This is a genomic window from Micromonospora orduensis, from assembly GCF_006228125.1.
GTDB classification, from domain to species: Bacteria; Actinomycetota; Actinomycetes; order Mycobacteriales; family Micromonosporaceae; genus Micromonospora; species Micromonospora orduensis.
The window spans coordinates 26,341-50,713 of sequence record NZ_VDFY01000187.1 but is presented as its reverse complement, the minus strand read 5'-3'; the positions used below and the strand labels follow the sequence as shown (position 1 = coordinate 50,713).

At 71.6% G+C, this 24,373-nt stretch carries 26 protein-coding genes and 1 pseudogene; 10 read left to right on the top strand and 17 right to left on the bottom strand.

The features are described 5' to 3' along the window. Positions 1-648: hypothetical protein (locus tag FHG89_RS21180; RefSeq protein ID WP_139586150.1), on the bottom strand; the 648-nt coding region annotated here is incomplete at its 3' end. A gap of 165 nt (positions 649-813) precedes the next feature. Between FHG89_RS21180 and FHG89_RS21175 the strand changes: the two genes are divergently transcribed. Then, the gene (locus tag FHG89_RS21175; RefSeq protein WP_139586149.1) at positions 814-1,341 is read left to right on the top strand and encodes an SRPBCC family protein; all 528 of its coding nucleotides are present in this window, start codon (positions 814-816) and stop codon (positions 1,339-1,341) included. A 6-nt stretch (positions 1,342-1,347) separates the two neighbouring features. Here FHG89_RS21175 and FHG89_RS21170 read toward each other — a convergent pair whose 3' ends face one another. Continuing rightward, positions 1,348-2,055: a DUF2786 domain-containing protein gene (locus FHG89_RS21170; protein WP_139586148.1), complete on the bottom strand. Its 708-nt coding sequence runs from the start codon at positions 2,053-2,055 to the stop codon at positions 1,348-1,350. A 125-nt stretch (positions 2,056-2,180) separates the two neighbouring features. Between FHG89_RS21170 and FHG89_RS21165 the strand changes: the two genes are divergently transcribed. After that, positions 2,181-2,621 (top strand): hypothetical protein, encoded by a 441-nt coding sequence (locus tag FHG89_RS21165; protein WP_139586147.1) that lies wholly within the window; start codon positions 2,181-2,183, stop codon positions 2,619-2,621. 57 nt (positions 2,622-2,678) lie between these two features. Here FHG89_RS21165 and FHG89_RS21160 read toward each other — a convergent pair whose 3' ends face one another. Further along, the gene (locus tag FHG89_RS21160) at positions 2,679-3,068 is read right to left on the bottom strand and encodes a hypothetical protein (RefSeq protein WP_139586146.1); all 390 of its coding nucleotides are present in this window, start codon (positions 3,066-3,068) and stop codon (positions 2,679-2,681) included. A gap of 156 nt (positions 3,069-3,224) precedes the next feature. Between FHG89_RS21160 and FHG89_RS21155 the strand changes: the two genes are divergently transcribed. Beyond that, positions 3,225-4,568, top strand: a complete 1,344-nt coding sequence (locus FHG89_RS21155; RefSeq protein ID WP_139586145.1) for an ABC transporter substrate-binding protein — start codon at positions 3,225-3,227, stop codon at positions 4,566-4,568. Between the two features lie 66 nt (positions 4,569-4,634). Here FHG89_RS21155 and FHG89_RS21150 read toward each other — a convergent pair whose 3' ends face one another. Further along, entirely contained in the window at positions 4,635-5,378 is a 744-nt protein-coding gene (locus FHG89_RS21150) for an enoyl-CoA hydratase/isomerase family protein (protein WP_139586144.1), read from the bottom strand. Beyond that, positions 5,375-6,232 carry a 3-hydroxyacyl-CoA dehydrogenase family protein gene (locus FHG89_RS21145; protein WP_139586143.1) on the bottom strand — a complete coding sequence of 286 codons (858 nt, stop codon included), beginning with the start codon at positions 6,230-6,232 and terminating at the stop codon, positions 5,375-5,377. The genes FHG89_RS21150 and FHG89_RS21145 overlap by 4 nt, the downstream gene beginning before the upstream one ends. A gap of 177 nt (positions 6,233-6,409) precedes the next feature. Here FHG89_RS21145 and FHG89_RS21140 point away from each other — a divergent pair, with 177 nt between their 5' ends. After that, entirely contained in the window at positions 6,410-6,697 is a 288-nt protein-coding gene (locus FHG89_RS21140; protein WP_030491406.1) for a hypothetical protein, read from the top strand. Positions 6,698-6,748: 51 nt separating this feature from the next. Here FHG89_RS21140 and FHG89_RS21135 read toward each other — a convergent pair whose 3' ends face one another. Then, complete coding sequence (locus FHG89_RS21135) at positions 6,749-7,528, bottom strand: class I SAM-dependent methyltransferase (RefSeq protein WP_139586142.1); 780 nt, start codon at positions 7,526-7,528, stop codon at positions 6,749-6,751. Positions 7,529-7,582: 54 nt separating this feature from the next. Here FHG89_RS21135 and FHG89_RS21130 point away from each other — a divergent pair, with 54 nt between their 5' ends. Continuing rightward, the gene (locus tag FHG89_RS21130; RefSeq protein WP_139586141.1) at positions 7,583-7,972 is read left to right on the top strand and encodes a PPOX class F420-dependent oxidoreductase; all 390 of its coding nucleotides are present in this window, start codon (positions 7,583-7,585) and stop codon (positions 7,970-7,972) included. A gap of 66 nt (positions 7,973-8,038) precedes the next feature. Here the strand turns inward: FHG89_RS21130 and FHG89_RS21125 are convergent, their stop codons facing one another. Both FHG89_RS21125 and FHG89_RS21120 read right to left on the bottom strand, forming a co-directional pair. Then, complete coding sequence (locus tag FHG89_RS21125; protein ID WP_007073996.1) at positions 8,039-8,248, bottom strand: BldC family transcriptional regulator; 210 nt, start codon at positions 8,246-8,248, stop codon at positions 8,039-8,041. 250 nt (positions 8,249-8,498) lie between these two features. Further along, positions 8,499-9,338: a DUF8083 family protein gene (locus FHG89_RS21120; RefSeq protein ID WP_139586140.1), complete on the bottom strand. Its 840-nt coding sequence runs from the start codon at positions 9,336-9,338 to the stop codon at positions 8,499-8,501. 193 nt (positions 9,339-9,531) lie between these two features. Here FHG89_RS21120 and FHG89_RS21115 point away from each other — a divergent pair, with 193 nt between their 5' ends. Then, positions 9,532-10,614: a Glu/Leu/Phe/Val family dehydrogenase gene (locus tag FHG89_RS21115; RefSeq protein ID WP_139586139.1), complete on the top strand. Its 1,083-nt coding sequence runs from the start codon at positions 9,532-9,534 to the stop codon at positions 10,612-10,614. A 302-nt stretch (positions 10,615-10,916) separates the two neighbouring features. Then, positions 10,917-11,132 carry a DUF3073 domain-containing protein gene (locus FHG89_RS21110; RefSeq protein WP_007454329.1) on the top strand — a complete coding sequence of 72 codons (216 nt, stop codon included), beginning with the start codon at positions 10,917-10,919 and terminating at the stop codon, positions 11,130-11,132. Positions 11,133-11,276: 144 nt separating this feature from the next. Here FHG89_RS21110 and amcA read toward each other — a convergent pair whose 3' ends face one another. From amcA to FHG89_RS21085, 5 genes are all read right to left on the bottom strand, one after another. Further along, on the bottom strand, positions 11,277-11,513 hold the full coding sequence (gene amcA, locus FHG89_RS21105) for a multiple cyclophane-containing RiPP AmcA (RefSeq protein WP_139586138.1): 237 nt from the start codon (positions 11,511-11,513) through the stop codon (positions 11,277-11,279). Further along, entirely contained in the window at positions 11,482-12,585 is a 1,104-nt protein-coding gene (gene amcB, locus FHG89_RS21100; protein WP_341874268.1) for a cyclophane-forming radical SAM peptide maturase AmcB, read from the bottom strand. Before amcB ends, amcA begins: the two co-directional genes overlap by 32 nt. A gap of 174 nt (positions 12,586-12,759) precedes the next feature. Then, the gene (gene purM / locus FHG89_RS21095; RefSeq protein WP_139586136.1) at positions 12,760-13,914 is read right to left on the bottom strand and encodes a phosphoribosylformylglycinamidine cyclo-ligase; all 1,155 of its coding nucleotides are present in this window, start codon (positions 13,912-13,914) and stop codon (positions 12,760-12,762) included. Between the two features lie 61 nt (positions 13,915-13,975). Next, the gene (purF, locus tag FHG89_RS21090; protein WP_139586135.1) at positions 13,976-15,514 is read right to left on the bottom strand and encodes an amidophosphoribosyltransferase; all 1,539 of its coding nucleotides are present in this window, start codon (positions 15,512-15,514) and stop codon (positions 13,976-13,978) included. A gap of 168 nt (positions 15,515-15,682) precedes the next feature. Next, positions 15,683-16,036, bottom strand: coding sequence for a sterol carrier family protein (locus FHG89_RS21085; protein ID WP_244295677.1), 354 nt, complete (start codon positions 16,034-16,036; stop codon positions 15,683-15,685). Between the two features lie 112 nt (positions 16,037-16,148). Between FHG89_RS21085 and FHG89_RS21080 the strand changes: the two are divergent. Next, positions 16,149-18,223 (top strand): annotated as a pseudogene (locus FHG89_RS21080) (carboxypeptidase-like regulatory domain-containing protein); the annotation flags it as partial. 90 nt (positions 18,224-18,313) lie between these two features. Here FHG89_RS21080 and FHG89_RS21075 read toward each other — a convergent pair. The 4 genes from FHG89_RS21075 to purS all read right to left on the bottom strand — a co-directional run bounded on the left by FHG89_RS21075 (position 18,314) and on the right by purS (position 22,742). Further along, positions 18,314-19,069 carry a 2-phosphosulfolactate phosphatase gene (locus tag FHG89_RS21075; protein WP_139586133.1) on the bottom strand — a complete coding sequence of 252 codons (756 nt, stop codon included), beginning with the start codon at positions 19,067-19,069 and terminating at the stop codon, positions 18,314-18,316. A gap of 4 nt (positions 19,070-19,073) precedes the next feature. Next, entirely contained in the window at positions 19,074-21,731 is a 2,658-nt protein-coding gene (gene purL, locus FHG89_RS21070) for a phosphoribosylformylglycinamidine synthase subunit PurL (protein WP_139586132.1), read from the bottom strand. 67 nt (positions 21,732-21,798) lie between these two features. Further along, positions 21,799-22,482 (bottom strand): phosphoribosylformylglycinamidine synthase subunit PurQ, encoded by a 684-nt coding sequence (purQ, locus tag FHG89_RS21065; protein WP_139586131.1) that lies wholly within the window; start codon positions 22,480-22,482, stop codon positions 21,799-21,801. Further along, a complete protein-coding gene (gene purS, locus FHG89_RS21060) occupies positions 22,479-22,742 on the bottom strand; it encodes a phosphoribosylformylglycinamidine synthase subunit PurS (protein ID WP_139586130.1) in 264 nt (87 codons plus the stop codon). Before purS ends, purQ begins: the two co-directional genes overlap by 4 nt. Before the next feature lie 356 nt (positions 22,743-23,098). Between purS and FHG89_RS21055 the strand changes: the two genes are divergently transcribed. Beyond that, positions 23,099-23,782 (top strand): S1 family peptidase, encoded by a 684-nt coding sequence (locus FHG89_RS21055; protein ID WP_139586129.1) that lies wholly within the window; start codon positions 23,099-23,101, stop codon positions 23,780-23,782. A 24-nt stretch (positions 23,783-23,806) separates the two neighbouring features. Then, positions 23,807-24,370 carry a YbjQ family protein gene (locus FHG89_RS21050; RefSeq protein ID WP_139586128.1) on the top strand — a complete coding sequence of 188 codons (564 nt, stop codon included), beginning with the start codon at positions 23,807-23,809 and terminating at the stop codon, positions 24,368-24,370. Positions 24,371-24,373: the final 3 nt, after the last annotated feature.

Genomic DNA, 24,373 nt, shown 5'->3' with positions numbered 1-24,373 from the left:
GCCCTGCGCCCCGCCCGACCCCGGGGTGCGATCTTCCGGACCGCTGGGCCCCGGTCGCGGCCCTTCCGGACCACCGGACCTGGCCGCGCCGCCGCCCTCCGGTCGCACCTGTTCGGCCGTGCCGGGGCCACCGACGCGAGGGCCGGGGCCACCTGCCGCCGGCCCGGGCGTCGGCGCGGCCTGGTCGGCGACCGCACCCACGTGCCGGCCGGGTTCGTCGAGTACGGAGGCGGAGCGCCGGGCCGACGCGGCCACCTCGGCGGCCCTGGTCAACTGCTGCTCGCTGCGACTCACGTCGTCGATGGCCGTGCCGGCCGACCGGGCCAGCATCTCGATGATCTGCGGGTTGTTGTCGATCGTGTCGAGCGCCCGGCCCAGGACCGTCACCAGCTGCTCCAACCGCACCCGCAGCTGCGCCTCGGCGTGCACCCCGTTGATGTCCAGCTCGACACCGCGCAGGTGCACCCGTACGCCCGCGTCGATCTGGAGCAGATTGGCCAGCCGTGCCCGCAGGGAGAGGTCGGCATCCAGCCCGTCGACCGCCAGCCGGATCGAGTCGACCGACACCCTCGGAATGTCCAGCAGGACGTCCGGGTCCCGTTCGCTGACGTCCCGGTCCGGCTTCTGCTGCTGCGCGCTCTCGCTCATTCTCTCCCGCCCCGCCGCACACCTACCCGGTCGTCCGGGTCGTCCGGCGCGGATACCCGCTTTCCGGCGGCACATCCCGTCGGTGACGGCCCGGCGACCGACTGTCAAGAACCGGCCCAGCCCGAAAGCTGCACACCGGGGCACCAGCCGGTATGGTCCGGGCCTATGGGACAGGAGATGACTGATCCGGCCGACATCCGGCAGGACGCGGAGCGGTTCTCCTTACGGTGCAGCCTCCTCGTCCCCGGCTCCGCCGAGCACGCGTTCGCCGTGTTCACCGACGAGCTGACCGACTGGTGGGTCACCGAGTACACCTGGTCGGGGCCGGAGTCCCTCGCCGAGTTGGGCATGGAGCCGCGGGCCGGCGGGATGCTCTACGAAATCGGCCCGTACGGCTTCCGGGCCGACTGGGGCCGGGTGCTCACCTGGGATCCGCCCCGCCGGCTCGTCTTCGCGTGGCAGATCGGCCCGGACCGGGTACCCGTACCGGATCCGGCCCGGGCGAGTGAGGTCGAGGTGCTGTTCCTCCCGGAGGGGGCCGAGCAGACCCGGGTCGAGCTGGAGCACCGGCACTTCGACAGGCATGGCGAGGCCGCCGAGGGGTACCGCAAGGCGCTCACCGCCGGCTGGCACGAGTTGCTGAGCCGCTACCTCGCCTCGGTGTCGCGCCGGCACCCCGAGACGTCCGCCTGACCGCTGTCAGCGGCCGAGCCGTCGGGCGGCGGCGGAGCTGCCGTTGAGGTTCCGGCCGCCCAGGTCGGCGCGACTGCCGGCCTCGGCCCCGGAGCTGAACCCGGTGCCGGCCAGCCGGCGCGGCGGTGCGGTACGCAGCCCCGGGTACTGCTCGGCGAGCCGTCGTTGCACCCGGTCCGAGCGGTCGGCGAGCACCAGCGCCACCGACGGGGTGCCCGATCCGCTGACCGCCGCCGTCTCCGCCGCCCGGAGCCGTCCCCCGATGACCTCCGCGAAGCCGGCCAGCCACGAGCGGCGGAAGGCGGCGGGGTGGTCGTCCGCGGGCACCGGCGTGGCGGCCAGGCCATGCGCCGCCTGCACGAGCAGTGAGGTGAAGAGCAGGTCGACGCGTTCCAGGTCGCTGGCGAAACCGAACAGGTGCAGCGCGAACCCGTTGCCCCGCCGGCGGCGTACGCACCGGCAGCGCAGCGGCTCGGCGACCGCGGCGAGCAGCCCGACCTTGTCGCGGGCGTACGGGGCGACGATGTCCAGCACCCGGTCGCCGACCGGGTCGGTGGCCGGGTCGCGGGCGGCGAGCAGGGCCCGGTCGACTCCGTAGCGGGCGATCAGCTCGGTGGCCTTGGCGGTGAACGCGGCCGACTCGGCGGGCGTGCAGGCCGGGTCCTCCGCCTGGGCGAGCAGCTTGCGCACCTTGCTGAGCATGGCCTCGGACATGCTCCAGAGCTATCACACGGGCAGGACAGAACGGGACCGCGCGGCCATTGATCGATCAGTATCATCGTCACGGTCCGCTCGACCGTCCAATACGGACGGTCAACTCACCGCCATCGGAGGCACGCATGTCATCCCCGACCGCTCGCCTGCTCGCCGTCGCCACGGCCACCGCACTGCTCGCCGCCGGTGCGCCGGCGCGGGCCGCGCAGACCACCCCGGTCACGCCCGCCGCCCCCGGGACGAACCTCTTCGCCACCCAGGCCACCTGCTACGGCGGCGCTGTCCGGTCGTTCTTCCAGACCGGCGGCTACGGCGGCCAGGCCGGCACCTACCGCACCACAACCCGCTGCCGCGACATCAACGTACGCAACGCCAGCGCGTACGGGACGGATGCCTGCGTGATCTTCGTGGACAAGACGAGCGCCTGCAACTACTGGACGTACCTGCCGGCCAACTCGGGCTGGACAACCGTCGCGACGAACGTCCGCGACGGGGTCGACTTCCGGGTCCGTTTCGAGAACCTGCGCTACGAGTACGAGCCGCTTGTGGCGTACCACGCGTTCTGAGCCGTCCGCGCCGGGCGCGGCGTCCGACCCCCCGGCGGACGCCGCGCCCGCGGCACGTCACCCCGCGCGGCTGCGCAGCGTGGCGATCGTCGAGCCGGCGAGCGTGAGCAGACAGTCGGGCAGCTGCCCGTCCGCGACGGCCGCGCCGAACAGGGCCTCCCCGGTGGGTACGTCCCGGTTGGCGTACGCGCTGACGAAGCGGGCCACCCAGCGGGTGTCGTACTCCGCCTGGTCGATCCCGGGGAACTCCAACGCGGCTCCGCTGCCCGGTGGCGGGTCACCGACCATCGTTGCGGCCAGGCACCAGGCGACCCCGTACGCGCCGCTCAGGCCGGCCCGGTCGACGACCGCGTCGAACGCTCCCACCACCGCGTCCTGGTCTCCGTCCAGCGCCGAACTGAGCACGGCGGCCGCGTCGTCGAACGTCTGCTGTGGTAGGTCGGTCACGCAGCGCACAGTACGAGGGACGGTCAAGGCCACCCAGCGCTCGTCACTCTCCGTGTTCAAGGCGGGCGACCTGCGCTTTACGCCACCTCCACGGTCCCGCCGCCGGGCTGGGCACGCTAATGTGCGCAGCGGACCTTCGCCGGAGGAAGGACGACCATGCTCGTATCACGCCGCTCGCGGGTGGCCACACTGGCCGCCTGCGCGACGATCCTGCTCGCCACAAGCGCTTGCGGGGATGACAAGGCCAACGAGGGAAGCGCCCAACAGGTGCGCCTCTACGGCACGGACGGCAACATGCTCAACTCCTATCCAGGGGAGTTGAAGGAACGTGGCAACCTCGTCGACGGGATGAAGGGAACCACGCCCCTCACCCCTCTGCCCGAGGACTTCAAGAGCCGGCTACGGTCCGTCGATCCGGCGCTGACGGACTACCTGTACGCCGCCGAGACGTACGACGCGGTGGTGATCGGGGTGCTCGCCGCCCAGTTGGCCGGCAGCACCGACCCGGCGGCCATCGCCAAGCAGATCGTCGGCGTGACCAACAACGGCCAGCGCTGCGAGGATCCGGCGAGTTGCCTCTCGTTGGCCCGCAACGGCCAGGACATCGAGTACCGCAGCGTGTCGCTGACCCGGGCGGGTTTCACCGAGAAGGGTGAGCCGGCCACCGCGAGCTACGCCACGCTGACCTTCGACGGGCAGCAGATCAACGACGGCAAGACCGAGTTCGTCGGGGCCGGTACGGAGTCGGCGGCGAGCACCAGGACGCCGCCGAAGCCGAAGAAGGAGCGTCCGGGCGGCAAGCCCGACCAGCAGCCGCTGATCCTCGGTGGCCTGCTGCCGAAGACCGGTGACCTGGCGATCGCCTACCCGCCGATGGCCGCCGGCGCGGCGCTGGCGATCAAGGAGATCAACGCCGCTGGCGGTGCGCTCGGCAAGCCGGTCACCTGGATCGACGGCGACGACGGCACCAGCCCCACGGTGGCCAAGGCGACAGTGGCCAAGCACGTGGCGGACGGGGTCAGTCTGATCATCGGCGCGGGCGCCTCGGGCATCTCCCGGGAGGTGCTGCCGGACGTGGTCGAGGCCGGGAAGATCCTCTTCTCGCCGTCCAACACCGACAGCAGCCTCACCGACGTCGAGGACAAGGGCCTCTACTTCCGTACCGCCCCGCCGGACAGCCTCCAGGGTCGGGCGCTGGCCGACGTGATCCTCCGCGACGGATCGCAGAAGATCGCCATCGTCGCCCGCAAGGACTCGTACGGCGAGGGTCTGCAGGCCACCGTCCGTGACGAGCTGGCGAAGGCCGGTATCGCCGACGACCGGCTCAAGCTGATGACGTACGAGCCGCCGGCCGACGCGAAGGCGCCGCCGGTGGACTTCACCTCCGGCGCGAAGGAGATCAAGGATTTCGGCGCGGACGCCGTGCTCCTCATCGGCTTCGGTGAGTCGGCACAGGTTATCCGGGCGCTCGCCGACAACGGGGTGCCGATCCGGCACTGAGCACGTCCACGCGGACCACGGACGGCCGCGCCGGCAGCTGCCGGCGCGGCCGTCGTCGTTCGAGGATCACCGGTTGCGGCGTCGCTCCAGGAACTCGGTCATCCGGCGGTGCTTCTCGTCGTCCTCGAAGAGCACCGCCTGGCTGACCAGGTCGAGTTGTGGGTGCGCGGCGGCCGGCGCGTCCACCGCCAGTTTGGTCAGGCGCAGCGCCAGCGGCGAGCCCAGGGCCATCTCGTCCAGCAGCCCGTGCGCCACCTCCAGCAGCTCACCAGGCTCGTCCACCACCCGGTTCACCAGGCCAATCCGCAGCGCCTCGGCGGCGTCCACCCGCCGGCCAGTGAAGAGCAGCTCCTTGGCCCGGCCCTCGCCCACGAGGGCGGGCAGCCGGTGGGTCGCGCCGGCGCCGGCCAGGATGCCCAACCGCACCTCCGGCTGGCCGAAGACCGCCCGCGCCGTGCACACCCGCAGATCGCAGGAGTACGCCAGCTCCGCGCCGCCGCCCAACGCCGGGCCGTCCACGGCGGCCACGGTCGGCATCGGCAGTGCCCGGATCCGGGCGAACGCCGCCGAGTTGATCGCGGCGAGGGCGTCGGTGCGGCCCCGTTCCCGGAGCTGACCGATGTCCGCGCCACCGGCGAAGATCCCCGCCGTGCCGCCGGTGAGCAGCAAAAGCCGTGGCCGGGCCTCCAACTCGGCGCAGACCTGGTGCAGCTCGGCGATCAGGTCGGCGTCGATGGCGTTGCGCTTCTCCGGCCGGTCCAGGGTGACCACCAGCCGGTCCGGTCGTTCCTCGATCCGCAGACCGCTCACTGCCTGACACCGCCTTCCCAGCGGTAGAAACCGTGCCCGGACTTCTTGCCCAGGCGCCCGGCGGCCACCATCTCCTCCAGCAGGGGTGGCGGCGCGAACCGGTCCCCGTACGCGGCCTGGAGGGTGCGGGCGATGTCCAGCCGCACGTCCAGGCCGACGAGGTCGGTGAGTTCCAGCGGACCGATCGGGTGCCGGTAGCCCAGCACCATGGCCTTGTCGATGTCGGCCGGGCTGGCCACCTCGTCGGCGACCATCCGGATCGCCTCCAGCCCGAGGGTGACACCGAGTCGGGAGGTGGCGAAGCCGGGCAGGTCGCGTACCACGACGGGGTCCTTGCCCAACCGGCCGGCGAGCGCGACGGCCGCGGCGGTGGTCTCCTCGGCGGTGGCCGGGCCGACCACGACCTCCAGCAGGGCCATCGCCCACACCGGGTTGAAGAAGTGCAGGCCGAGGAAGCGCTCGGGCGTGTCCAGCCCGGCGGCCAGCTCGCCGATGGGGATGCTGGACGTGTTGCTGCCCAGCAGCGCCGGGTCCAGCGCGGCGGCCTCCCGTAGGACCGCCCGCTTCAGGTCGAGCCGCTCGGGCACCGCTTCCACGATCACCTCGGGGGCGGACGCCACGTCGGCGATCCCCTGGCGCAGCGTGATCCGCTCCCGGTTCGCGGCGGCCTCGTCGGCGCTCAGCTTCCCGCGCTGCACGGCCCGCTCCCACAGGTCGGCGAGCCGGTTCAGCGCGGTGGCGCCCCGGTCGGGGTCCACCTCGACCAGTTCCACGGCGTGCCCCGAGCCGGCCGCCACGTACGCGATGCCCAGCCCCATCGTGCCGGCACCGACGACCACGAAACGATCGTTCATCACGCCTCCCTGTCCCGCCCGGCGGCGCGCGGGGTCCCCGCCACGCCGGCCCGGGTGATCCGCCCGCTCCGCTCGCTCATGGTGCGACCCTATTCAGCGCGAGGACCCGACCCATGCGTGGGGGAGCGTGGGATCGGGTACTGACCACCCGTCAACCGAGGGAAGGACCGCACCGACATGAGCCAGGCACCGGAGAGCGTCACCGACTCCGAGATCGTGGAGACCCGGGGCGACGAGCGGGTGGAGTTGCTGCGCGCCGACACCAACAACGACGGCAAGACCGACGTGTGGGTGGTGGACACCGACGGCGACGGCAAGGCCGACCTGTTCCAGTTCGACACCGACGGTGACGGCAAGGTGGACATCACCATGGTCGACATCGACGAGGACGGCCAGCCGGACGAGGTTGTCGACGGCGACGGCGGCCTCCCGCCCGAGCAGCTCCCCCCGACCGTCCAGGTCTGAGACGTACGACGGCCCCCGCCTCCGCCCCGCCGGAGCGCGGGGGTCGTCGCATCAGTCGGCGAGGCGCAGGGTGGCGAGGTAGTAGGGGGCGTCCCGGTCGTCCACATCGGTGAGTCGCCAGCCGCTGCCGTGCACCAGGCCGGCGAACTCGTCGGCCGAGCAGACCAGGTAGTCGAACCACTCAGTGCCCAGTTCGCGGTAGCGCAGCCGCAGCCTGAGCTGGCCGCCGAGCCGACCGCGCCGCCTGTTGCGCTCGTGGTAGGCGGTGTGCACCGGGTCGCGGGTGCCGTACGGGTCGGTGCCGTGCGCGATGATCTGCGCCCCCGGCCGGGCCAGGGCGGCGAGCGCGGCCAGGAACCCGGGTGCCCGCTGTCGACCCTCGAAGAGCCCGAGGTTGTTGCCGAGCAGCAGGAACGTGTCGTACCGCTGGCCGTCGGCGACGTGGGTGTCCACCGTGCCGTGCACCAGCCGCCGCACGCCGCGGCGCCGGCTCACCTCCAGCGCGCCGGCCGAGGTGTCCAGTCCGGTGACCGGTACGCCGCGCTCCTGGAGCAGCAGGGCGATCCGGCCGGCGCCGGTGCCGACGTCCAGGGTCTCGCCCCGCACGCGGTCCACGGCCCGGTGGTCGTACGGCTGCCAGTCGGCCGGCCCGTCCAGGTAGTGCGCTGCCGGCGCGCCGTTGATCAACCCGTCGTCGCGTTCGATGATCTCGATGACCGGTCGGGGCAGTCGGCCGCCGACCAGCGGTCGAGGGCCCACCCCGGTGGCCACGGCGAGGGTGTCCCGCAGCAGTTCACCTGTCACGTCACCGATTTGAGGCTCGCCCGTCACGACGTTCACGCTATCTGGCCCCTCGGTGGCCCATGCCGGCCGTATCCTGGCGGCGTGACCACGCTGGACCGGCTGTCGGCCGAGAAGTACATCCTGCTCACGACCTTCCGCAAGGACGGCCGGGCGGTGCCGACGCCGGTCTGGGCGGTACGCGACGGCGACGCGTTGGCGGTCTGGACCAGGGCCGACTCGGGCAAGGTGAAGCGGATCCGCCGCAACGGCGACGTGACGGTGGCGCCGTGCGACGTGCGGGGCCGTCCGCACGGGGCGGAGGTGCCGGCCCACGCGACGATCTGCGGCAATGGCGACACCGGCCGCATCCGCGATCTGCTCAAGCACAAGTACCGGCTGATCGGCCGCCTGAGCCTGCTCGGCAGTCGGCTGCGTCGCGGGGAGGGCGGGACGGTCGGCATCCGGGTCACGTTGGCCGAGGGGCGGCGCTGACCCCGGGCACGGAAAGGGGCGGCGGATCGAGATCCACCGCCCCTGACCGAAGAAACCCCTACCGGCTCAGTCGCCCTGCCGCTGCTGCGGGATCTGGCCCTGCAACAGCGCCCTGACCTCCGACTCGCGGTACCGACGGTGGCCACCCAGGGTGCGGATGGCGCTGAGCTTGCCGGCCTTGGCCCACCGGGTCACCGTCTTCGGGTCGACACGGAACATCGACGCCACCTCGGCCGGTGTGAGTAGCGGCTCTGGTTCGTGCGTTCGCGATGCCATCGGTCACTCCTCCACATGTATAGACATCGGCCGGGGTCCCGCCGGCCGACGCGTCTCCCATGGTCCGGCTAGTCCCCGATGTCCGACATGGGCCGAACGGATGAAGGTCCCTAGACGGACGGATGAACCATGCCCGATTTTTACGACTTTTACACGGCAGAAACTACCTTATTCGGACTCATGATCACGGTTCGTGATGCGTCAACTACGAGCGCGCCTCGTCTTGGGAGCGCTCCTCGGGCTATTTGCCCTAGTTGCACCGCTCCAGCAGCTGCACCGCACGCCACCGGGCCACCAACGTGTCGTACGCGGCCGACGCCTCCTCGGCCTCACCCCGGGACAGCCCCGCGAGGCCGCTGGCGACCAGCTCCGGCGAGTCGTCCGCGACAAGCGTCTCGTCGGAGAGCAGGTCGACCAGGCCGCCGTAGTCCAGCTCCACCACCGAACGCGGATGGAACTCCTCCAGCCAGCGGGCCGCCTCCTCCACCGCGTCGGTGATCGGGGCCTCGCCCACCGACTTGCGCAGCACCGACAGCGCCCGCGACGAGCGCCGCCGAGCCTTGGAGATCTCGGTGCGGTAGCGCAACGCCCGCCGGCCCGGCTCCGTGACCAGGTCACGCTCCGCCGCGTCGAAGAGCACGAACCACCGCAGCGGTACGCCCCAGGTCGCGATCTGCTCGTGGACGCGCGGCACCCCGTGCTCCAACACCCGAGCGCCGCTGCGCCAGTCGTCCACCACCGCCCTGGCCTGCCCGGCGAGCACCGGCGGCACGAACGCGTCGGCGAGCACCGAGGGCACCCCGTCCCGGGCGCTGAGCGCCGCCTCAGCGACCCGGATGCGCAGGTTCCACGGGCAGACCAGCAGGCTGTCGTCCGTCTCCAGGACGTACGCCTCCTCGGGCAGGTCGGGCAGCCTGGTCCAGCCCGCGCCCAACGCCTCGATGACCGCCGTCCGTTGCCGGACGGGACCCTCCACGGGCGCCACCGCCCGCCCCTCGGACACGTAGCGACGCCAGTAACTCTGACGCTCCCGGTCGAAGGCGGTCAGCGGCTCGTACACGCGCAGGTAAGAAGCGAAGAGCGACGGCACGGCGCGATCCTCCCACGAACCGCACACGGGCGCGGTCAGCGCCCGGACCACGCGCGCCGCAACGTGGGACGACGGCGGCGCGTCGAGCACCCGCGCGGCGGCCGATACTAGGCTCGATCACACCGGCAGCATCCCCGCCGGGGTCCACCAGGTCCGCGTCCCACAAGGACGCACACCACTCCAGGAGCCAGCCATGGGCGTATTCGCGAGCACCGACGACCCGGTATCGACCGGTCACGAACAGGTCGTGTTCTGCCAGGACAAGCAGAGCGGCCTGAAGGCGATCATCGGGATCTACTCCACCGCGCTGGGGCCGGCGCTGGGCGGCACCCGCTTCTACCCGTATGCCAGCGAGGACGACGCGCTCGCCGACGTGCTCGACCTGTCCCGGGGGATGGCGTACAAGAACGCGCTGGCCGGGCTCGACCTGGGCGGCGGCAAGGCGGTCATCTGGGGTGACCCGGAGCAGATCAAGAGCGAGGCGCTGCTGCGCGCGTACGGCCGCTTCGTGGAGTCGCTGGCCGGCCGGTACTACACCGCCTGCGACGTCGGCACGTACGTGGCGGACATGGACGTGATCGCCCGGGAGACCCGGTACGTGACCGGCCGCAGCGTCGAGCACGGTGGCGCCGGCGACTCGTCGATCCTCACCGCCTGGGGTGTCTTCCAGGGGATGCGGGCCGCCGCCGAGCACGTCTGGGGCACGCCCAGCCTGCGCGGCCGGCGGGTCGGCGTGGCGGGCCTGGGCAAGGTCGGCAAGTACCTGACCGGGCACCTGATCGAGGACGGCGCCGAGGTGGTCGCCACCGACGTCAACCCGAAGGCGCTGGCCTGGGTCCGCGCCAACCACCCGCAGGTCACCCTGGTCGACGACGCCGCCGCGCTGGTCGCCGCCGACATCGACGTGTACGCCCCATGCGCGCTGGGTGGCGCCCTGAACGACGACACCGTGCCGGCCCTGCGGGCCAAGGTGGTGACCGGTGCGGCGAACAACCAGCTCGCCCACCCGGGCGTCGAGAAGCTGCTGGCCGACCGGGGCATCCTGTACACCCCGGACTACGTGGTCAACGCCGGTGGCGTGATCCAGGTGGCGGACGAGATCGAGGGCTTCAACTTCGACCGGGCGAAGCTGCGGGCGACCCGGATCTTCGACACCACCCGGGAGATCCTGCACCTGGCCGACGCCGAGGGCGTACCGCCGGCGGTGGCCGCGGACCGGCTGGCGGAGCGGCGGATGGCCGAGGTCGGCCGGCTGCGCACCATCCACCTGCGCTGACCTGTTCCCCGGAGGCGGATCGATCGGTATCCGCCTCCGGGCCCCTCCGCCGGCCCGTCTCGGTAGGCTGAGGCCAGGTCAAGTTTGGCGTGGTTTGTCCCGTGTCACGGGTGCTCTCCGATCCGCTCCTTACCGGGTACACTGGGTGACGGCCGGATCGACGCGACGCGCAGAGCCGGTCGACGGTAACCCGAGGTGCCGAACGGTGGCATCCCCATGTACCGTAAGAGCCACGAGAGATGCCTGACGTCATCGGGGCCCGCCTTCGGGCTGCCCCGCATTCTGTGCGAGGGGGTCGAGCCATGGGGCGCGGCCGTGCTAAGGCCAAGCAGACGAAGGTGGCGCGGGAGTTGAAGTACCACTCCCCGAACACCGACCTCACCGCCTTGCAGCGCGAACTGGCGGGTGCTGGTAAGTCTGAGCACCACTTCGACGACGACTCAAAAGAGTTCGTCGACGACGATGATGAGAATCATGCGGACGACGACCCGGATCCCTGGGTCCGTCCGACCCGCTGACCTCTCGACGTGAGCTGAGCACGCGGTGACCCCCGCGTGCTCACGCATGTGCCCGTCGGGAGCGGCATCGGTGCCGACGCTCAGGGGCCTGCCCTGGCCGGGAACTCACCCGGCCGGCCGACAGGCCCCTGAGCGTGGCCGACCTCAGCGTGGCCGGTTGTTCCAGTTGTAGAAGGTCGGGATGTTCTCGAAGTGGTTCCAGGCGCAGACCGCGCTGGCGCCGTCGGAGCCCGACACCTCCGCCCGAAGCCGCCGCGCGTCCTCGGCCTCCTGAAGGAGCGCGACGAGCCCGGGGGCCGCCTCCCGTACCCGCTCGGTGACTCCGTCCGGAGCTTCGTCCGCTTCGCGCTCAGGCCGCCGGTGACTGGTGGTCTCGGGCATGCTCCAACACTCCCTCCAATAGGCGGATCTTGCTGTTGCGGCAGTGCTCGGTCTCCGTACCGTCAAAACGCCCCAGCTCGAAGTAACGGTTGGCGGCATGGCCACCACCACAGAAGCCGAAGTACGGGCAGGTCGTACGGCACGCCTCCACACCGGCCAGGAACTCGCCGACCCAGGGCGTGGCCGCCGCGCCGGCGAGGATCTCGGCCAGCGGGGTGGCCAGCACGTTGCCGCTGCTGAAATCGCCGTAGCTGGCATCCGTGAATCCCGCCAGCTCCGGCGACAGCACCGTCACGGAACCGTCGTGCCCGATCGTCGGGATCGGGTCCAACCGGCGGGGCAGCACCCCGTCCGCCGAGTCGTCGAGCACCGCCGCGGCGTACCGCAGCGACCACTCGACCTCACGCAGGTGGATCCGGGGCTCCCGCCGCCAGGCCGACACCAGCTCGGCCCAGAACGCCGTCACCGCCGCCGGGTCATGGCGGTTGTCGCGGGTGTTGACGCCCTCGGTCTCCTCGATGTTGATGCCCAGCACGTCACAGCCCAGTTCGAGGAAGTAGTCGTACAGCTCGGTGGCGAGCCCCGGCTCCGGTCGGGACACCACGGCCAGCGCGGAGAACGGCAAGCCGTGCCGGCGCAGCGCGGCGACACCGCGCAGGATCCGGTCGTACGCCGGCTGACCGCCCCGGTTGACCCGGTCGCCGTTGCGCTCCCTCGGCCCGTCCACGCTGACGCTCACCCGCACCTCGTGCCGGGCGAAGAAGTCACACCACTCGTCGTCGATCAACGTGGCGTTGGTCTGCACGTGGTGTTCGACCTCGGGACCGAACGGCGCGATCAGGGCCGCCAGATGCTCCCGGCCCGCGGCCAACGGCTCCCCGCCGTGCCACACCACCGAGAACCGGCCCGCCGTCGCCCACGGATTGACCGCCGAGGCCACCGCCTCGGCCACCGGCACCGGCATCCGCCGGTCATCGGCCCGGAACGGCAGATAGCAGTACGCGCAGTCCAGGTTGCAGAGGGTCGTGGGCTGCATGACGACGTACGACGGAACCGCGGCGAGGCCGCGCATCCCGCTGAACGCCTGTCCCCGAGCAGCCATCGCCCTCCTCCGCCTGGCCTGAGAGGCGGTCGGGAAGCCGCGAGGCGGCTCCCGAGCGTCTCTGAAGGGTGCCCTTCAGGCTAGGCGGCAATGGCCACTCGGGTGAAGCCCTGATCAGGTGCCCGTACGATCACCAGACTGTGATCATCCGCGGGTGTGCTGGCCGACCATCTGCACGTTGCCGGTGCCCTCGATGATCTCGCCGGCCTGCCACGCCTCGACCCCACGGCCGGTCAGCGTGGCCAGCGCCCGGTCGGCGTCCTCCGCCGAGACGATCGCGAACATGCCGACACCCATGTTGAAGGTCGACTCCATGTCGTGGTCGTCGATCCGGCCCTTCGACTGGATCAGGTCGAAGACCGGCTGTGGCTTCCACGTGGACCGGTTGACCACCGCGTCGACGTGCTCCGGCAGCACCCGGACCAGGTTGCCGGGGATGCCACCGCCGGTGATGTGGGACAGGGCCCGCACGTCGGCCTCGGCGATCAGCTTGAGGCAGTCCTTGGCGTAGATCTTGGTCGGGGTGAGCAGCTCCTCGCCGAGGGTCCGCTGCCGACCGAAGTCGTCGATCACGATGTCCAATCGCATCCGCGCGGCCCCGAGCAGCACGTGCCGGACGAGCGAGTACCCGTTCGAGTGCAGGCCGGACGAACGCATGGCGATCACCGCGTCACCCACCTCGACCCGGTCGGGGCTGAGGATGTCCGCCTCCTCGACCACGCCGACACCTGTCGCGGAGATGTCGTACTCGTCCGGGCGCAGGACGCCCGGGTGCTCGGCGGTCTCCCCGCCCAGCAGCGCGCAGCCCGCGTACCGGCAGCCGTCGGCGATGCCCGCGCCGATCTCGGCGACCTTGTCCGGAACGACCTCGCCGGTGGCGATGTAGTCGAGCAGGAACAGCGGCTCGGCGCCACAGGCCACCAGGTCGTCGACGACCATCGCGACCAGGTCGATGCCGACCGTGTCGTGGATGTCCATCTGCTGGGCGATCACCAGCTTGGTGCCCACGCCGTCGGTGGACGACGCCAGGATCGGGTTCTTGTACTTCGTGGTGTCCAGTCGGAACAGGCCGGCGAAGCCGCCGAGGTCACCCAGCACCTCGGGACGGCGGGTCTGGCGCACCTTCGACTTGAGCAGCTCCACCGCGCGGTCGCCCGCGTCGATCGAGACGCCGGCGTCGGCGTACGAGACCGAGCGTTTGCGCGCCTGGCGGCCGGCGCCGCCCGTCCAGGGCTGGCGGTCGCCGCCGGCGCCGGTCGGGCTGCTTCCTGCGCCGCTGCGCTCGGACACGTGCGTCACGGTTCTCCCCTTTGTGGTTCTCGGTGCCGCACCGGCGGTGGCCGGGCCGCGCCGGTTGGTGCTACGGGCGGTTTGCGGTCACGCCACCAGGAGTGGCGACGAACGAGCCGTTCGTGTGCGGGGCCGCCGGCGCCGAGTCGACGACCCGTCGGCCCACCCCTTCGAGCACGTGCTTGCCGATCAGGTTGCCGGCCGGCAGCTCGATCGGGTACTCCCCATCGAAACACGCCCGACACAGCCGGGTCTTCGGCTGCTCGGTCGCGGCGATCAGGCCGGGAAGCGAAACGTAGCCCAGCGTGTCGGCGCCGATCGAGCGCCGGATGCCGTCGTTGTCCAACCCGTTGGCCAGCAGCTCCGCCCGGGTGGCGAAGTCGATCCCGTAGAAGCAGGGCCAACTGACCGGCGGAGACGAGATGCGGACGTGCACCTCCAGCGCGCCCGCCTCGCGCAGCATCCGCACGATGGCCCGCTGGGTGTTGCCCCGGACGATCGAGTCGTCCACCACCACGAGCCGCTTGCCGCGGACGTTCTGCCGCAGCGGGTTGAGCTTGAGCCGGATGCCGAGCTGACGCAGGGTCTGCGACGGCTGGATGAAGGTGCGTCCCACGTACGGGTTCTTCATGAGGCCGGCGCCGTAGGTGATGCCGGACGCCTCCGCGTAACCGATCGCGGCCGGGGTGCCCGACTCGGGCACCGGGATCACCAGGTCGGCCTCGACCGGATGCTCCTTGGCCAACTGCCGACCGATCTGCACCCGCGCCGCGTGCACGTTGCGACCGGCGATCGTGGCGTCCGGACGCGCGATGTACACGTACTCGAAGAGGCAGCCCTTCGGCTCCGGCGCGGCGAACCGGGTGGACCGCAGCCCGTCCTCGTCGATCGCGATCAACTCACCCGGCTCGACCTCGCGCACCACGCTCGCGCCGACGATGTCCAGTGCGGCGGTCTCGCTGGCCACCACCCAGCCGCGTTCGAGTCGGCCCAGCACCAGCGGGCGTACGCCGTGCGGGTCACGGGCCGCGTAGAGCGTCGACTCGTCCATGAAGACGAAGCTGAAGGCGCCCCGCAGCTGCGGCAGCACCTCCATCGCGGCCGCCTCGACCGACAGATCAGGTCGGCTGGCCAGCAGCATGGTCACCAGGGAGGTGTCGTTTGTCGAGCCGTCCGCGACGAGGCCGCGCTCGGCGACCTCCTTCTCCAGCTCGGCGGTGTTTACCAGGTTGCCGTTGTGCGCCAGCGCGATGGTCGTGCCCGAGCTGGTCGACCGGATGGTCGGCTGGGCGTTCTCCCAGTTCGACGCGCCGGTCGTGGAGTAGCGGGCGTGCCCGATCGCCAGGTGGCCACGCAGGCTGGCCAGGGTGGGCTCGTCGAAGACCTGGGCCACCAGGCCGAGATCCTTGTAGACCACCACACCGGAGCCGTCGCTCACCGCGATGCCCGCCGCCTCCTGGCCACGGTGCTGAAGGGCGTAGAGGCCGAAGTAGGTCAGGTTGGCAACTTCTTCGCCGGGGGCCCAGACACCGAAGACGCCACAGGCGTCCTGTGGGCCGGGTCGTTGGGGATCAAGGTCGTGGCTCAAACGGCCGTCGCCTCGGGGCACCTACCGCTCCCTCACGCTGGTCTGGACCGGCCTGGCGGGGATCACAAGGCGGATCCACACTCCTCGGCCGGGACCACTGTCGTCGCCTGACAGTGTACGCGAACAGCAGTCGATACAGATAGTCACGATTTCCGTGCTGAGAGTCACCAAACTCAGCCATCGGAGCACTTAGAGGGGCAGAAACGCCGACAGGTCCGCGCGGACACCACTCACCTGGACACGACCGTCGGTGACCGCCTGCGCCCAGTCGATCCGACCGAGCGCCAACGCGAGCCAGGTTTCGGGCGACATCTCGACGACGTTTGGCGGGTTTCCCCTGGTGTGTCGAGGACCGGGGACGCACTGGATCGCCCCGTATGGTGGGACCCGTACCTCCACCGATCGGCCCGGGGCACGCTCCGCGAGGACGGCCAACAACGTCCGGACCGCTTCCCGGAACACCGACCGTTCGGGTGTACGCCCCTCGTCGAGCGCCGACAACACCGCCGCAACGGCGAGGGACTTACTGTACGGAGAGGACACGACGGGACGATACGACCCGCAGGTCGAGCACTCGACGCTGGCCCTGGGTCGCGCCGATCCAGTGAGACAAGGCATAGTTGCCGACGGCGTATTCGTACCGTGATGATCCCCGGCCCGGCGCCCCGCCGGTCACCAGGGAAGTCAGCCCGGAAGGCGGTGGACGTGTCAACACACCGACGTGCCTGGAAGCAGCGGGCCGGTGTGGTCGTAGCGCTGGTTGCCGGCGCTCTGCTCGCCGTCCCCGCCACACCAGCAATGGCCGAGCCCAATATCAACAACGTCTCAGCTTCACCGAGTTCGGTTGAGGCGGGCAAGACCACCAAGGTCACCTACACGCTCAACTTCCCGCTTGGGGCCGACGAGGCTGACATCTCTGTCACCTCCAACAACTCCAAGCTGAGGTGCATCGACGGTTGCAGTCGCAACCGGGTCGACTCCAGCGGCACGCTTGATGCCACATTCCAAGCTGCCGATGACGCAACCAATGGCTCCGCGGTCATCACGATCAAGGCCGTCAACTCCAGCGGGCAGAAGAACGAGCAGCAGGCCACAACGACTGTCAACCTTGTGGGCAAGGCTGCGCCGCCGCCGCAGAACCAGACCGTGCGGTCGGTCTCCGGCAAGGTGGTCAAGAAGGCCAACGGCGAAGCGGTACCGAACGCCATCGTGATCCTGCAGGACAGCACCGGCAAGCGGCTCGACACCATCAGCAACGGCAGCGGCGACTTCCGCTTCACCGGTACCACCGACAAGCCGATCGCCCCGGGGCGTATCGATCTCGGTGCCAGCTTCGACAACATCACCGCCACCAAGAGCTTCAACGCGAACGCGGGGCAGTCCGTCACCGGACAGCGGATCAGCTTGGAGATCAAGGTCGAGGTGACGCCCAGCGCCACCCCGTCCGCCACCGCCGAGGCGCTTCCCACGGAGGAGGCGACCGAGGAGGGTGCCGAGGATCAGCCATCCGAGGCGGCCAGCCCGGGGGCAGCGGCGAACGCCTCGAACGAGGACGACGGTGGCGGCTTCGGCTCGTACCTGATCATCCTGCTCGGCGGTCTGCTGGTCGCCGCCGGCGTCGGCACGATCGTGCTGCTCTGGATGCGGCGCAAGGAGAACGGCGACGACGAGGACGCTCCGGACGGCGTCGGCGCGGCCGGCGCGGTGCCGGCGGCCCGTGGCGCGTTCCGGGGCGGCGACGACCAGACCCGGGTGGTCAACCGGGCCGGCGGCGGACCGGACCCGACCATGGTGGGCGGTGCGGCGCTGAGCGAGGCGCCGACGATGATGCACCGTCCGGTGGTCGACGACGTTCCCCCGGACCCGTACGGCGCGCCCCCACAGCCCTACGGTGCGGCGGGCGGGCAGGGCTGGGGCGGCACGGGCTACGGCGACGAGCCGGCGCCCGGCGGCTACGGCGCGGGCGGTTACGGCAACGCTCCCGCCTCGGGTGGCGGCTACGGCACGGCGGCGGCCCCCGAGGGCGGCTACGGTGCCGGAGCGGCAGGTGACGGCTACGGCGCGGCACCCGGCTCCGGCGCGGGTCACGGCGCCGCGCCCTCCTCGGGCGGCGGTTACGGCAGCCGCGACTACACGGCCCCGGCCGGCACGGCCGGTTACCCGCCAGCCCCCGCCAGTGGCGCCCCCTACGGCGAGCGCTTCGACGAGCCGACCGGCCGGTACACCGGCGACAGCACGCAGTACCCGGCTCCGGCCGACCCGTACGCCACAGGCGTCTACCAGCCGGAGCAGGGCCAAGGCTACGGCCAGCCCGAGCCGACGGCCCCGTACGGCGGTCGACCGGCCGAGCCCACCGGCGGCTACGGCCAGCCGGCCGGCAGCTACGACCAGGGCGGGTACGACCAGGGCGGGTACGGTCAGCCGGCCGGCGGGTACGACCAGGGCGGCTACGGCCAGGAGCCCCCGGCGCAGCGCGGCGGCTACGACGACCGGGGCTACGACCAGGGCGGCTACGGCCAGCAGGCCGGCGGGTACGACCAGGGCGGCTACGGCCAGGAGCCCCCGGCGCAACGCGGCGGCTACGGCCAGGAGCCTCCGGCGCAACGCGGTGGCTACGACGAGCCGGGCTACGACCAGGGCGGCTATGGGCAGCAGGCCGGCCGCGCCCGGCCGGACGGCCCGCCGCCGACCGAGCGGGGCGGTCGACGCCTCGACTGGCTCGACGACTGACCCCCACCACAGCGCGAAGAACGGCCACCCGGAGATCCGGGTGGCCGTTCTTCGCTGTACTGAAGGGGTGAGCAGTGTGCGCCGCGTCTGTCAGGCGGCGGAGAAGACACCCTGGCGGAGCACCGGTACGACTGTGGACACGCCCACCCGGACGGCCACCTCCACGTCCTCGGCGAAGCCGCCCTCGGTCAGCTCCCGACCGGAGACGCTGCCCCGGACCGCGGCGGGCACGTCCGGGGTGCTGGCCAGCGCGGCGAGCGCCATGGCCGCCTCCACGGAGAGCCCGTCCGGTACGCCGGAGAGGGCGTCGAGCACGCTGGCCGCGCCGAGCAGATCCTCCACCGACGGGCGCAGCGATCCGTCCGGCCACCGCTCGCCCGAAGCGATCACGCCGATCGGGGCGTCCAGCGTTCCGTACCCCTGGCGGCGCAGCCAACGCCCGACGGCGCGTGCGTTACGCAGGCACCCCGCGACCACCGGCAGGCCGGTGGCGCTGGCGGCGGCACTGATGGCCGAGCCGTTCGGCGACGGCAGCACCAGGTCCGCCACCACCGGCGCGGTGCTCAACGCGGCGGGCGACAGCGACCACGGATGGTCCACCGTCGTCTGTCGCCGGCCCACCGCGGCCACCGCGCCGACCCGCACCGCGTAGTCGGCGGCCTGCTCACCCCACGGAAACGGGTGCACCCGCATACCCCGGGCCACCGCCACCTCCACGGCGGTGGTGAACGACAGGACGTCCACCACCACCAGCGCCGCGCAGACCCGGCCGAGTTCGGCCGCCCCGGTCAACCCCCAGTCGAACCGGGCGCCCGATCCGGGTTGGCCGTAGACGGCAGCGGCCAACGCCTCAGCGCTCGTCAGGCGACGGCTCGGTGTCACCGGAGTCCGACTCGGACTGCTCCGACCCGATCGGCTCGACGGCACCGGTCTCCGGGGAGGGCCCCGAGGAGGCGATCGGCTCGGAGAGCACCTCGGCCGGGTCGACCGGCTCGGCCGGAGCGGCCGGCAGCGGCACACCCTCGACCGCACCCGCCACACCGGCGGCCGGCGCGGGCACCTCGACGGCCGCCGTACCCCCGAAGAGGCGCGGCAACGTCTCGGTGTGCGCGGCGCGCAGCTCGTCCAGGCCGATCCGGAACTGACCGTGCACCTCCAGCGCACCGCCGGACGGGTCGGTGACGCCGATCAGCTCGAACGGCACGCCCCGCTCGGCGCACAGCGCCGCGAACGCCTTGTCGTGACCGCGCGGCACCGACACCAGCGCCCGCGTGGCGGACTCGCTGAACAGGTACACGAACGGCATCGAGCCCTCGGCGAACTGCTCCGGCACCGCGATCCGGGCGCCGACGCCACGGCGCAGGCAGGACTCCACCAGGCTCTGGGCGAGGCCACCGTCGGAGAGGTCGTGCGCGGAGGCCAGGTGGCCCACCCGGGCGGCCTCGGCCAGCAGGTCGGCAAGCGCCTTCTCCCGGGCGAGGTCGACCTGCGGCGGGATGCCGCCGAGGTGCTCGTGCGTCACCCAGGCCCACTCCGAGCCGGACAGCTCCACGTTCGTCTCGCCGAGCAGGTAGAGCTGGTCGTGGTCGCCACCGGCGCGCGGCACGAAGCCCATCGGCACCCGGTCGGCGACGTTGTCCAGTACGCCCAGCACACCGACCACCGGGGTCGGGTGGATGGCCGCCGCGCCGGTCTGGTTGTAGAAGCTGACGTTGCCGCCGGTGACCGGGATGCCCAGCTCCAGGCAGCCGTCCGCGAGGCCGCGCACGGCCTCGGCGAACTGCCACATCACGCCCGGGTCCTCGGGGGAGCCGAAGTTGAGGCAGTTGGTGACGGCGATCGGCTTCGCGCCGGTCACCGCGACGTTCCGGTACGCCTCGGCGAGGGCCAGCTTGGTGCCGTTGTACGGGTCGAGCCGGGCGTACCGGCCGTTGCCGTCCACCGACAGCGCCACGCCGAGCCCGGTCCGCTCGTCGATCCGGATCACGCCGCCGTCCTCCGGCTGCGCGAGCACGGTGTTGCCCAGCACGTAACGGTCGTACTGCTCGGTGACCCAGGTCTTGTCGGCCAGGTTCGGCGACGCGATCATGCGCAGCACGGTCTCCCGCAGCGCCTCCGGGTCGGCCGGGCGGGGCAGCGTCTCGGCCCGGTCGGCCTGGAGCAGGATCAGGTCCGCCGGCTCGCGCATCGGTCGGGCGTACACCGGGCCGTCGTCGACAAGCGAACCCGGCGGCACGTCGACGACCAGGTGGTCCTGCCAGGTGATCAGCAGTCGACCCGGGCGGCCGTCCGGATCCGGGGCGGTGACCTCACCGATCGCGGTGGCGAGGACGCCCCACTTCTCGCAGGTCTTGAGCACCGCGTCGAGCTTGTCCGGTTCGACGACCAGCAGCATCCGCTCCTGCGACTCGCTGGCCAGGATCTCGTGCGGGTCCATCGAGGGCTCGCGCAGCGGCACCCGCTCCAGCCAGACCCGCATGCCGGTGCCGGCCGCGGCGGCGGTCTCGGTGAGCGCGCAGGTCAGCCCGGCGCCGCCGAGGTCCTGGATGCCGACGACCAGCTGTCCGTCGTACAGCTCGAGGCACGCCTCGATCAGCAGCTTCTCGGTGAACGGGTCGCCGACCTGCACGGCGGGGCGGCGGGCCTCGCTGCCCTCGTCGAAGGTGGCGCTGGCCAGCACCGAGACGCCGCCGATGCCATCGCGGCCGGTCTTGGCGCCCATCAGCACCACGACGTTGCCGGGGCCGGCGGCGGCCTTGTTCTGCAGCCGGTCGACGGGCAGGACGCCGAGGCAGAGCGCGTTGAGTAGCGGGTTGCCCTGGTAGGAGGGGTCGAAGACCAGCTCACCACCGATGTTGGGCAGGCCCAGGCAGTTGCCGTAGCCGCCGACGCCGGCGACCACGCCGGTGAGCACCCGGGCGGTGTCCGGGTGGTCCGCGGCACCGAAGCGCAGCGGGTCCATCACGGCGACCGGGCGGGCGCCCATGGCGAGGATGTCCCGGACGATGCCGCCGACGCCGGTCGCGGCGCCCTGGTAGGGCTCGACGAAACTCGGGTGGTTGTGCGACTCGACCTTGAAGGTCACCGCCAGCTCGTCGGACACCTGCACCACACCGGCGTTCTCACCGATGCCGGCGAGCATTCGGTCGCTGTGCGGGGCCTTCTCGCTGAACTGGCGCAGGTGCACCTTGCTCGACTTGTAGGAGCAGTGCTCACTCCACATGATCGAGTACATGGCCAGCTCGGACTGGGTGGGCCGGCGGCCGAGGATCTGCCGGATCCGGTCGTACTCGTCGTCGCGGAGTCCCAGCTCGGTGTACGGCTGAAGCTCGCCCGGGGTGCCGTTCGCGCGCGGCACGGTGTCCACGCCGTCGGTCCAGTCGGCGATCGCCGGCTGGGCCGGAGCGACCGCCGGGGCGGGGGGCTGCGCCGGGAGCGGTTCGGCCGACTGCGCCGGGGCGGAGTACGCCTCCGGTGTGTCCCGTACCGGATCCGGATGGGTGGTCATGACCTCTCCTCGCTGCGCTCGTGCCCGCCAGAGAGGCGGTTGAGCAGACCGATGATCGTGCCGGCGGTCATGCCGGCGTCCCCACCAGGTGCTTGAGAACCGAGGTGAAGAAGCCGAGGCCGTCCAGCGAGGGGCCGGTGAGCGCCTCCACCGCGTGCTCGGGGTGCGGCATGATGCCGACGACGTTGCCGGCGGAGTTGGTGATGGCGGCGATGTCCCGCAGCGACCCGTTGGGGTTGCCGCCGACGTAGCGGGCGACGACCCGGCCCTCGGCTTCGAGCTGGTCCAGCGTCGCGGTGTCGGCGACGTAGCAGCCCTCGCCGTTCTTCACCGGGACGAGCACCTCCTGGCCGGGCTGGAACGTGTTGGTCCACGCCGTGCCGGCCGACTCGATGCGCAGCACCTGGTCCCGGTTGCGGAAGTGCAGGTGCTGGTTGCGGGTGAGCGCGCCGGGCAGCAGGTGCGCCTCGCAGAGGATCTGGAAGCCGTTGCAGATGCCGAGCACCGGCAGGCCACCCTGGGCGGCGTCCACGATCGTCTCCATCACCGGCGCGAACCGGGCGATGGCGCCGCAGCGCAGGTAGTCGCCGTAGGAGAAGCCGCCGGGCAGGACGACCGCGTCGACCCCGTGCAGATCCGGGTCACCGTGCCAGAGGCGGACCGGCTCGGCGCCGGCGATCCGGACGGCCCGGGCCGCGTCCCCGTCGTCGAGCGAGCCAGGGAAGGTGACCACACCGACCCGGGCGGTCACGAGCGGGCGTCCGCGGTCTCGTCGGCCTCGACCAGGCGGACGGTGAAGTCCTCGATGACCGGGTTGGCGAGCAGCTTGTCGGCGATCTCCCGGGCCCGGTCCAGGTCCGGTTCACCTTGGAATTCGATCTCGATCCGCCTGCCGATCCGAACCGAGGCGACGTCGCTGACGCCGAGCCGGGGCAGCGCGTTTGCGACGGCCTGGCCCTGCGGATCGAGGATCTCGGGCTTGAGCATGACGTCGACGACGACGCGAGGCACTGGGCACTCCTGACTGTGTACGCAGTTGGGTGCCGACCCACAACGGGCGAGCGCAGCCAGCGTACCTGGCAGATTCCGTCGCGGACGCACCGGTCGGGTGCAGTTCAGACGGTGATCAACATAACGGGTGCCCAGGACGGTCCGCCAGTCAGGACACGCGGTCCCACCAGGGCATATATGGCGTTCAGGGTGGCCGAATCGTTACATTGGTTACCCTCGATCGAATTCTTGAAAACGCCTGCCGTCCGCCCTACCCTACATCGACGTACCTCGATGCAGAGCGGTGGCGGGGACCTCCCGTCGTCGCCGTCCGGCACCCGGCGACCCCGGGCCCGCCCCGTCCAAGGAGTCACCCGATGCGCATCCGTCCCCTGCTCGCCGTGCTCGGCACCGCGCTGGTCGGCGTCCTCGGCGCCACGTCCGGAGCGGCCGCCGCCCCGGCCGGCCCGCAACCCATCATCGGCGGCGGCACCGTCTCGTCCGCCCCCTGGGCCGCCGCGGTGCTCAGCAACGGCTCGTTCACCTGCTCCGGCAGCGTGATCGCCCCGCAGTGGGTGCTCACCGCCCGGCACTGCATCAGCGGCACCATGTCCGTCCGGGTCGGCAGCGTGAACCGCACCTCCGGCGGGGTCACCCGCACGGTCAGCGCCACCTACACCCGTAACGACCTGGCCCTCATGCGCCTCTCCAGCACCGTCAGCACCTCGGCCGTGAGCCTGGCCAGCAGCAACCCGCCGATCAACTCGACCAACTCGATCTACGGCTGGGGCATGACCTGCTACAGCGGCTGCTCGGCGTCCACCACGCTGAAGACCGCGACCGTCCGGGTCACCAGCAACAGCGCCACCGACGCGTACGGCGGGCAGGCGATCCGCAGCACCCGGATCAACGGCAACGCCTGGCGCGGTGACTCCGGCGGACCCCAGTTCTACAACGGCCAGCAGGTCGGCGTCGCCTCCACCGCCGACGGGTCGAGCATCCAGAACTACGGCAGCGTTGCGTACAACCGGGCCTGGATCACCTCCACGGCCGGTGTCTGACAGTTAACGCCCGGCGCGGCGTGGATGGTCGACCGAGTGCCGACCGTCCGCGCCGCGCTGTTTTGCAGCATCCGATCAGGTGAACAATGCACCCGATCGGGTCGCCCCGCTCCTGACAGCATCGGAACCGTGCTGGTCGTGACGACGGATCAACTGCCCGGCTACGAGATCCGCCAGATCCTCGGTGAGGTGGTGTCATCGATGGCCAGGACGCGCAACCCGTACCGCGAGGGTGTCAAGAACCTGCGCGGTGGCGCGTACGACCCGATGGCACCGGACAACCTGACCCGGTGGCGTACCGACTCGGTCTCCCGCCTCGGTGAGGAGGCCCTGCGGCTCGGCGCGAACGCCGTGATCGGCATGCGGTTCGACAGCCGGGACTGCGGCGAGATGTGGATGGAGATCTGCGCGTACGGCACTGCGGTGATCGCCGTACCCAAGATGCCCGAGGTCATGCCCGCCGACCAGCCGGTGGTGGCGGCGGAGACCGCCACCGACCCGGCCTTCGCCGAGTCTCTCGGCGGCATCGCCGAACCCGCCAGCGCCCCCAACCTGAGAACCGCCGCCGAGACCCCCACCGGCGAGTGAGCC

Coding starts and splice junctions, on each gene's coding strand:
- FHG89_RS21175 (WP_139586149.1), top strand. CDS start 814: ATGGGACAGGAGATGACTGATCCGGCCGACATCCGGCAGGACGCGGAG.
- FHG89_RS21170 (WP_139586148.1), bottom strand. CDS start 2,055: ATGTCCGAGGCCATGCTCAGCAAGGTGCGCAAGCTGCTCGCCCAGGCG.
- FHG89_RS21165 (WP_139586147.1), top strand. CDS start 2,181: ATGTCATCCCCGACCGCTCGCCTGCTCGCCGTCGCCACGGCCACCGCA.
- FHG89_RS21155 (WP_139586145.1), top strand. CDS start 3,225: ATGCTCGTATCACGCCGCTCGCGGGTGGCCACACTGGCCGCCTGCGCG.
- FHG89_RS21145 (WP_139586143.1), bottom strand. CDS start 6,232: ATGAACGATCGTTTCGTGGTCGTCGGTGCCGGCACGATGGGGCTGGGC.
- FHG89_RS21140 (WP_030491406.1), top strand. CDS start 6,410: ATGAGCCAGGCACCGGAGAGCGTCACCGACTCCGAGATCGTGGAGACC.
- FHG89_RS21125 (WP_007073996.1), bottom strand. CDS start 8,248: ATGGCATCGCGAACGCACGAACCAGAGCCGCTACTCACACCGGCCGAG.
- FHG89_RS21115 (WP_139586139.1), top strand. CDS start 9,532: ATGGGCGTATTCGCGAGCACCGACGACCCGGTATCGACCGGTCACGAA.
- FHG89_RS21110 (WP_007454329.1), top strand. CDS start 10,917: ATGGGGCGCGGCCGTGCTAAGGCCAAGCAGACGAAGGTGGCGCGGGAG.
- amcA (WP_139586138.1), bottom strand. CDS start 11,513: ATGCCCGAGACCACCAGTCACCGGCGGCCTGAGCGCGAAGCGGACGAA.
- amcB (WP_341874268.1), bottom strand. CDS start 12,585: ATGCGCGGCCTCGCCGCGGTTCCGTCGTACGTCGTCATGCAGCCCACG.
- purL (WP_139586132.1), bottom strand. CDS start 21,731: ATGACCACCCATCCGGATCCGGTACGGGACACACCGGAGGCGTACTCC.
- FHG89_RS21055 (WP_139586129.1), top strand. CDS start 23,099: ATGCGCATCCGTCCCCTGCTCGCCGTGCTCGGCACCGCGCTGGTCGGC.
- FHG89_RS21050 (WP_139586128.1), top strand. CDS start 23,807: ATGGTCGACCGAGTGCCGACCGTCCGCGCCGCGCTGTTTTGCAGCATC.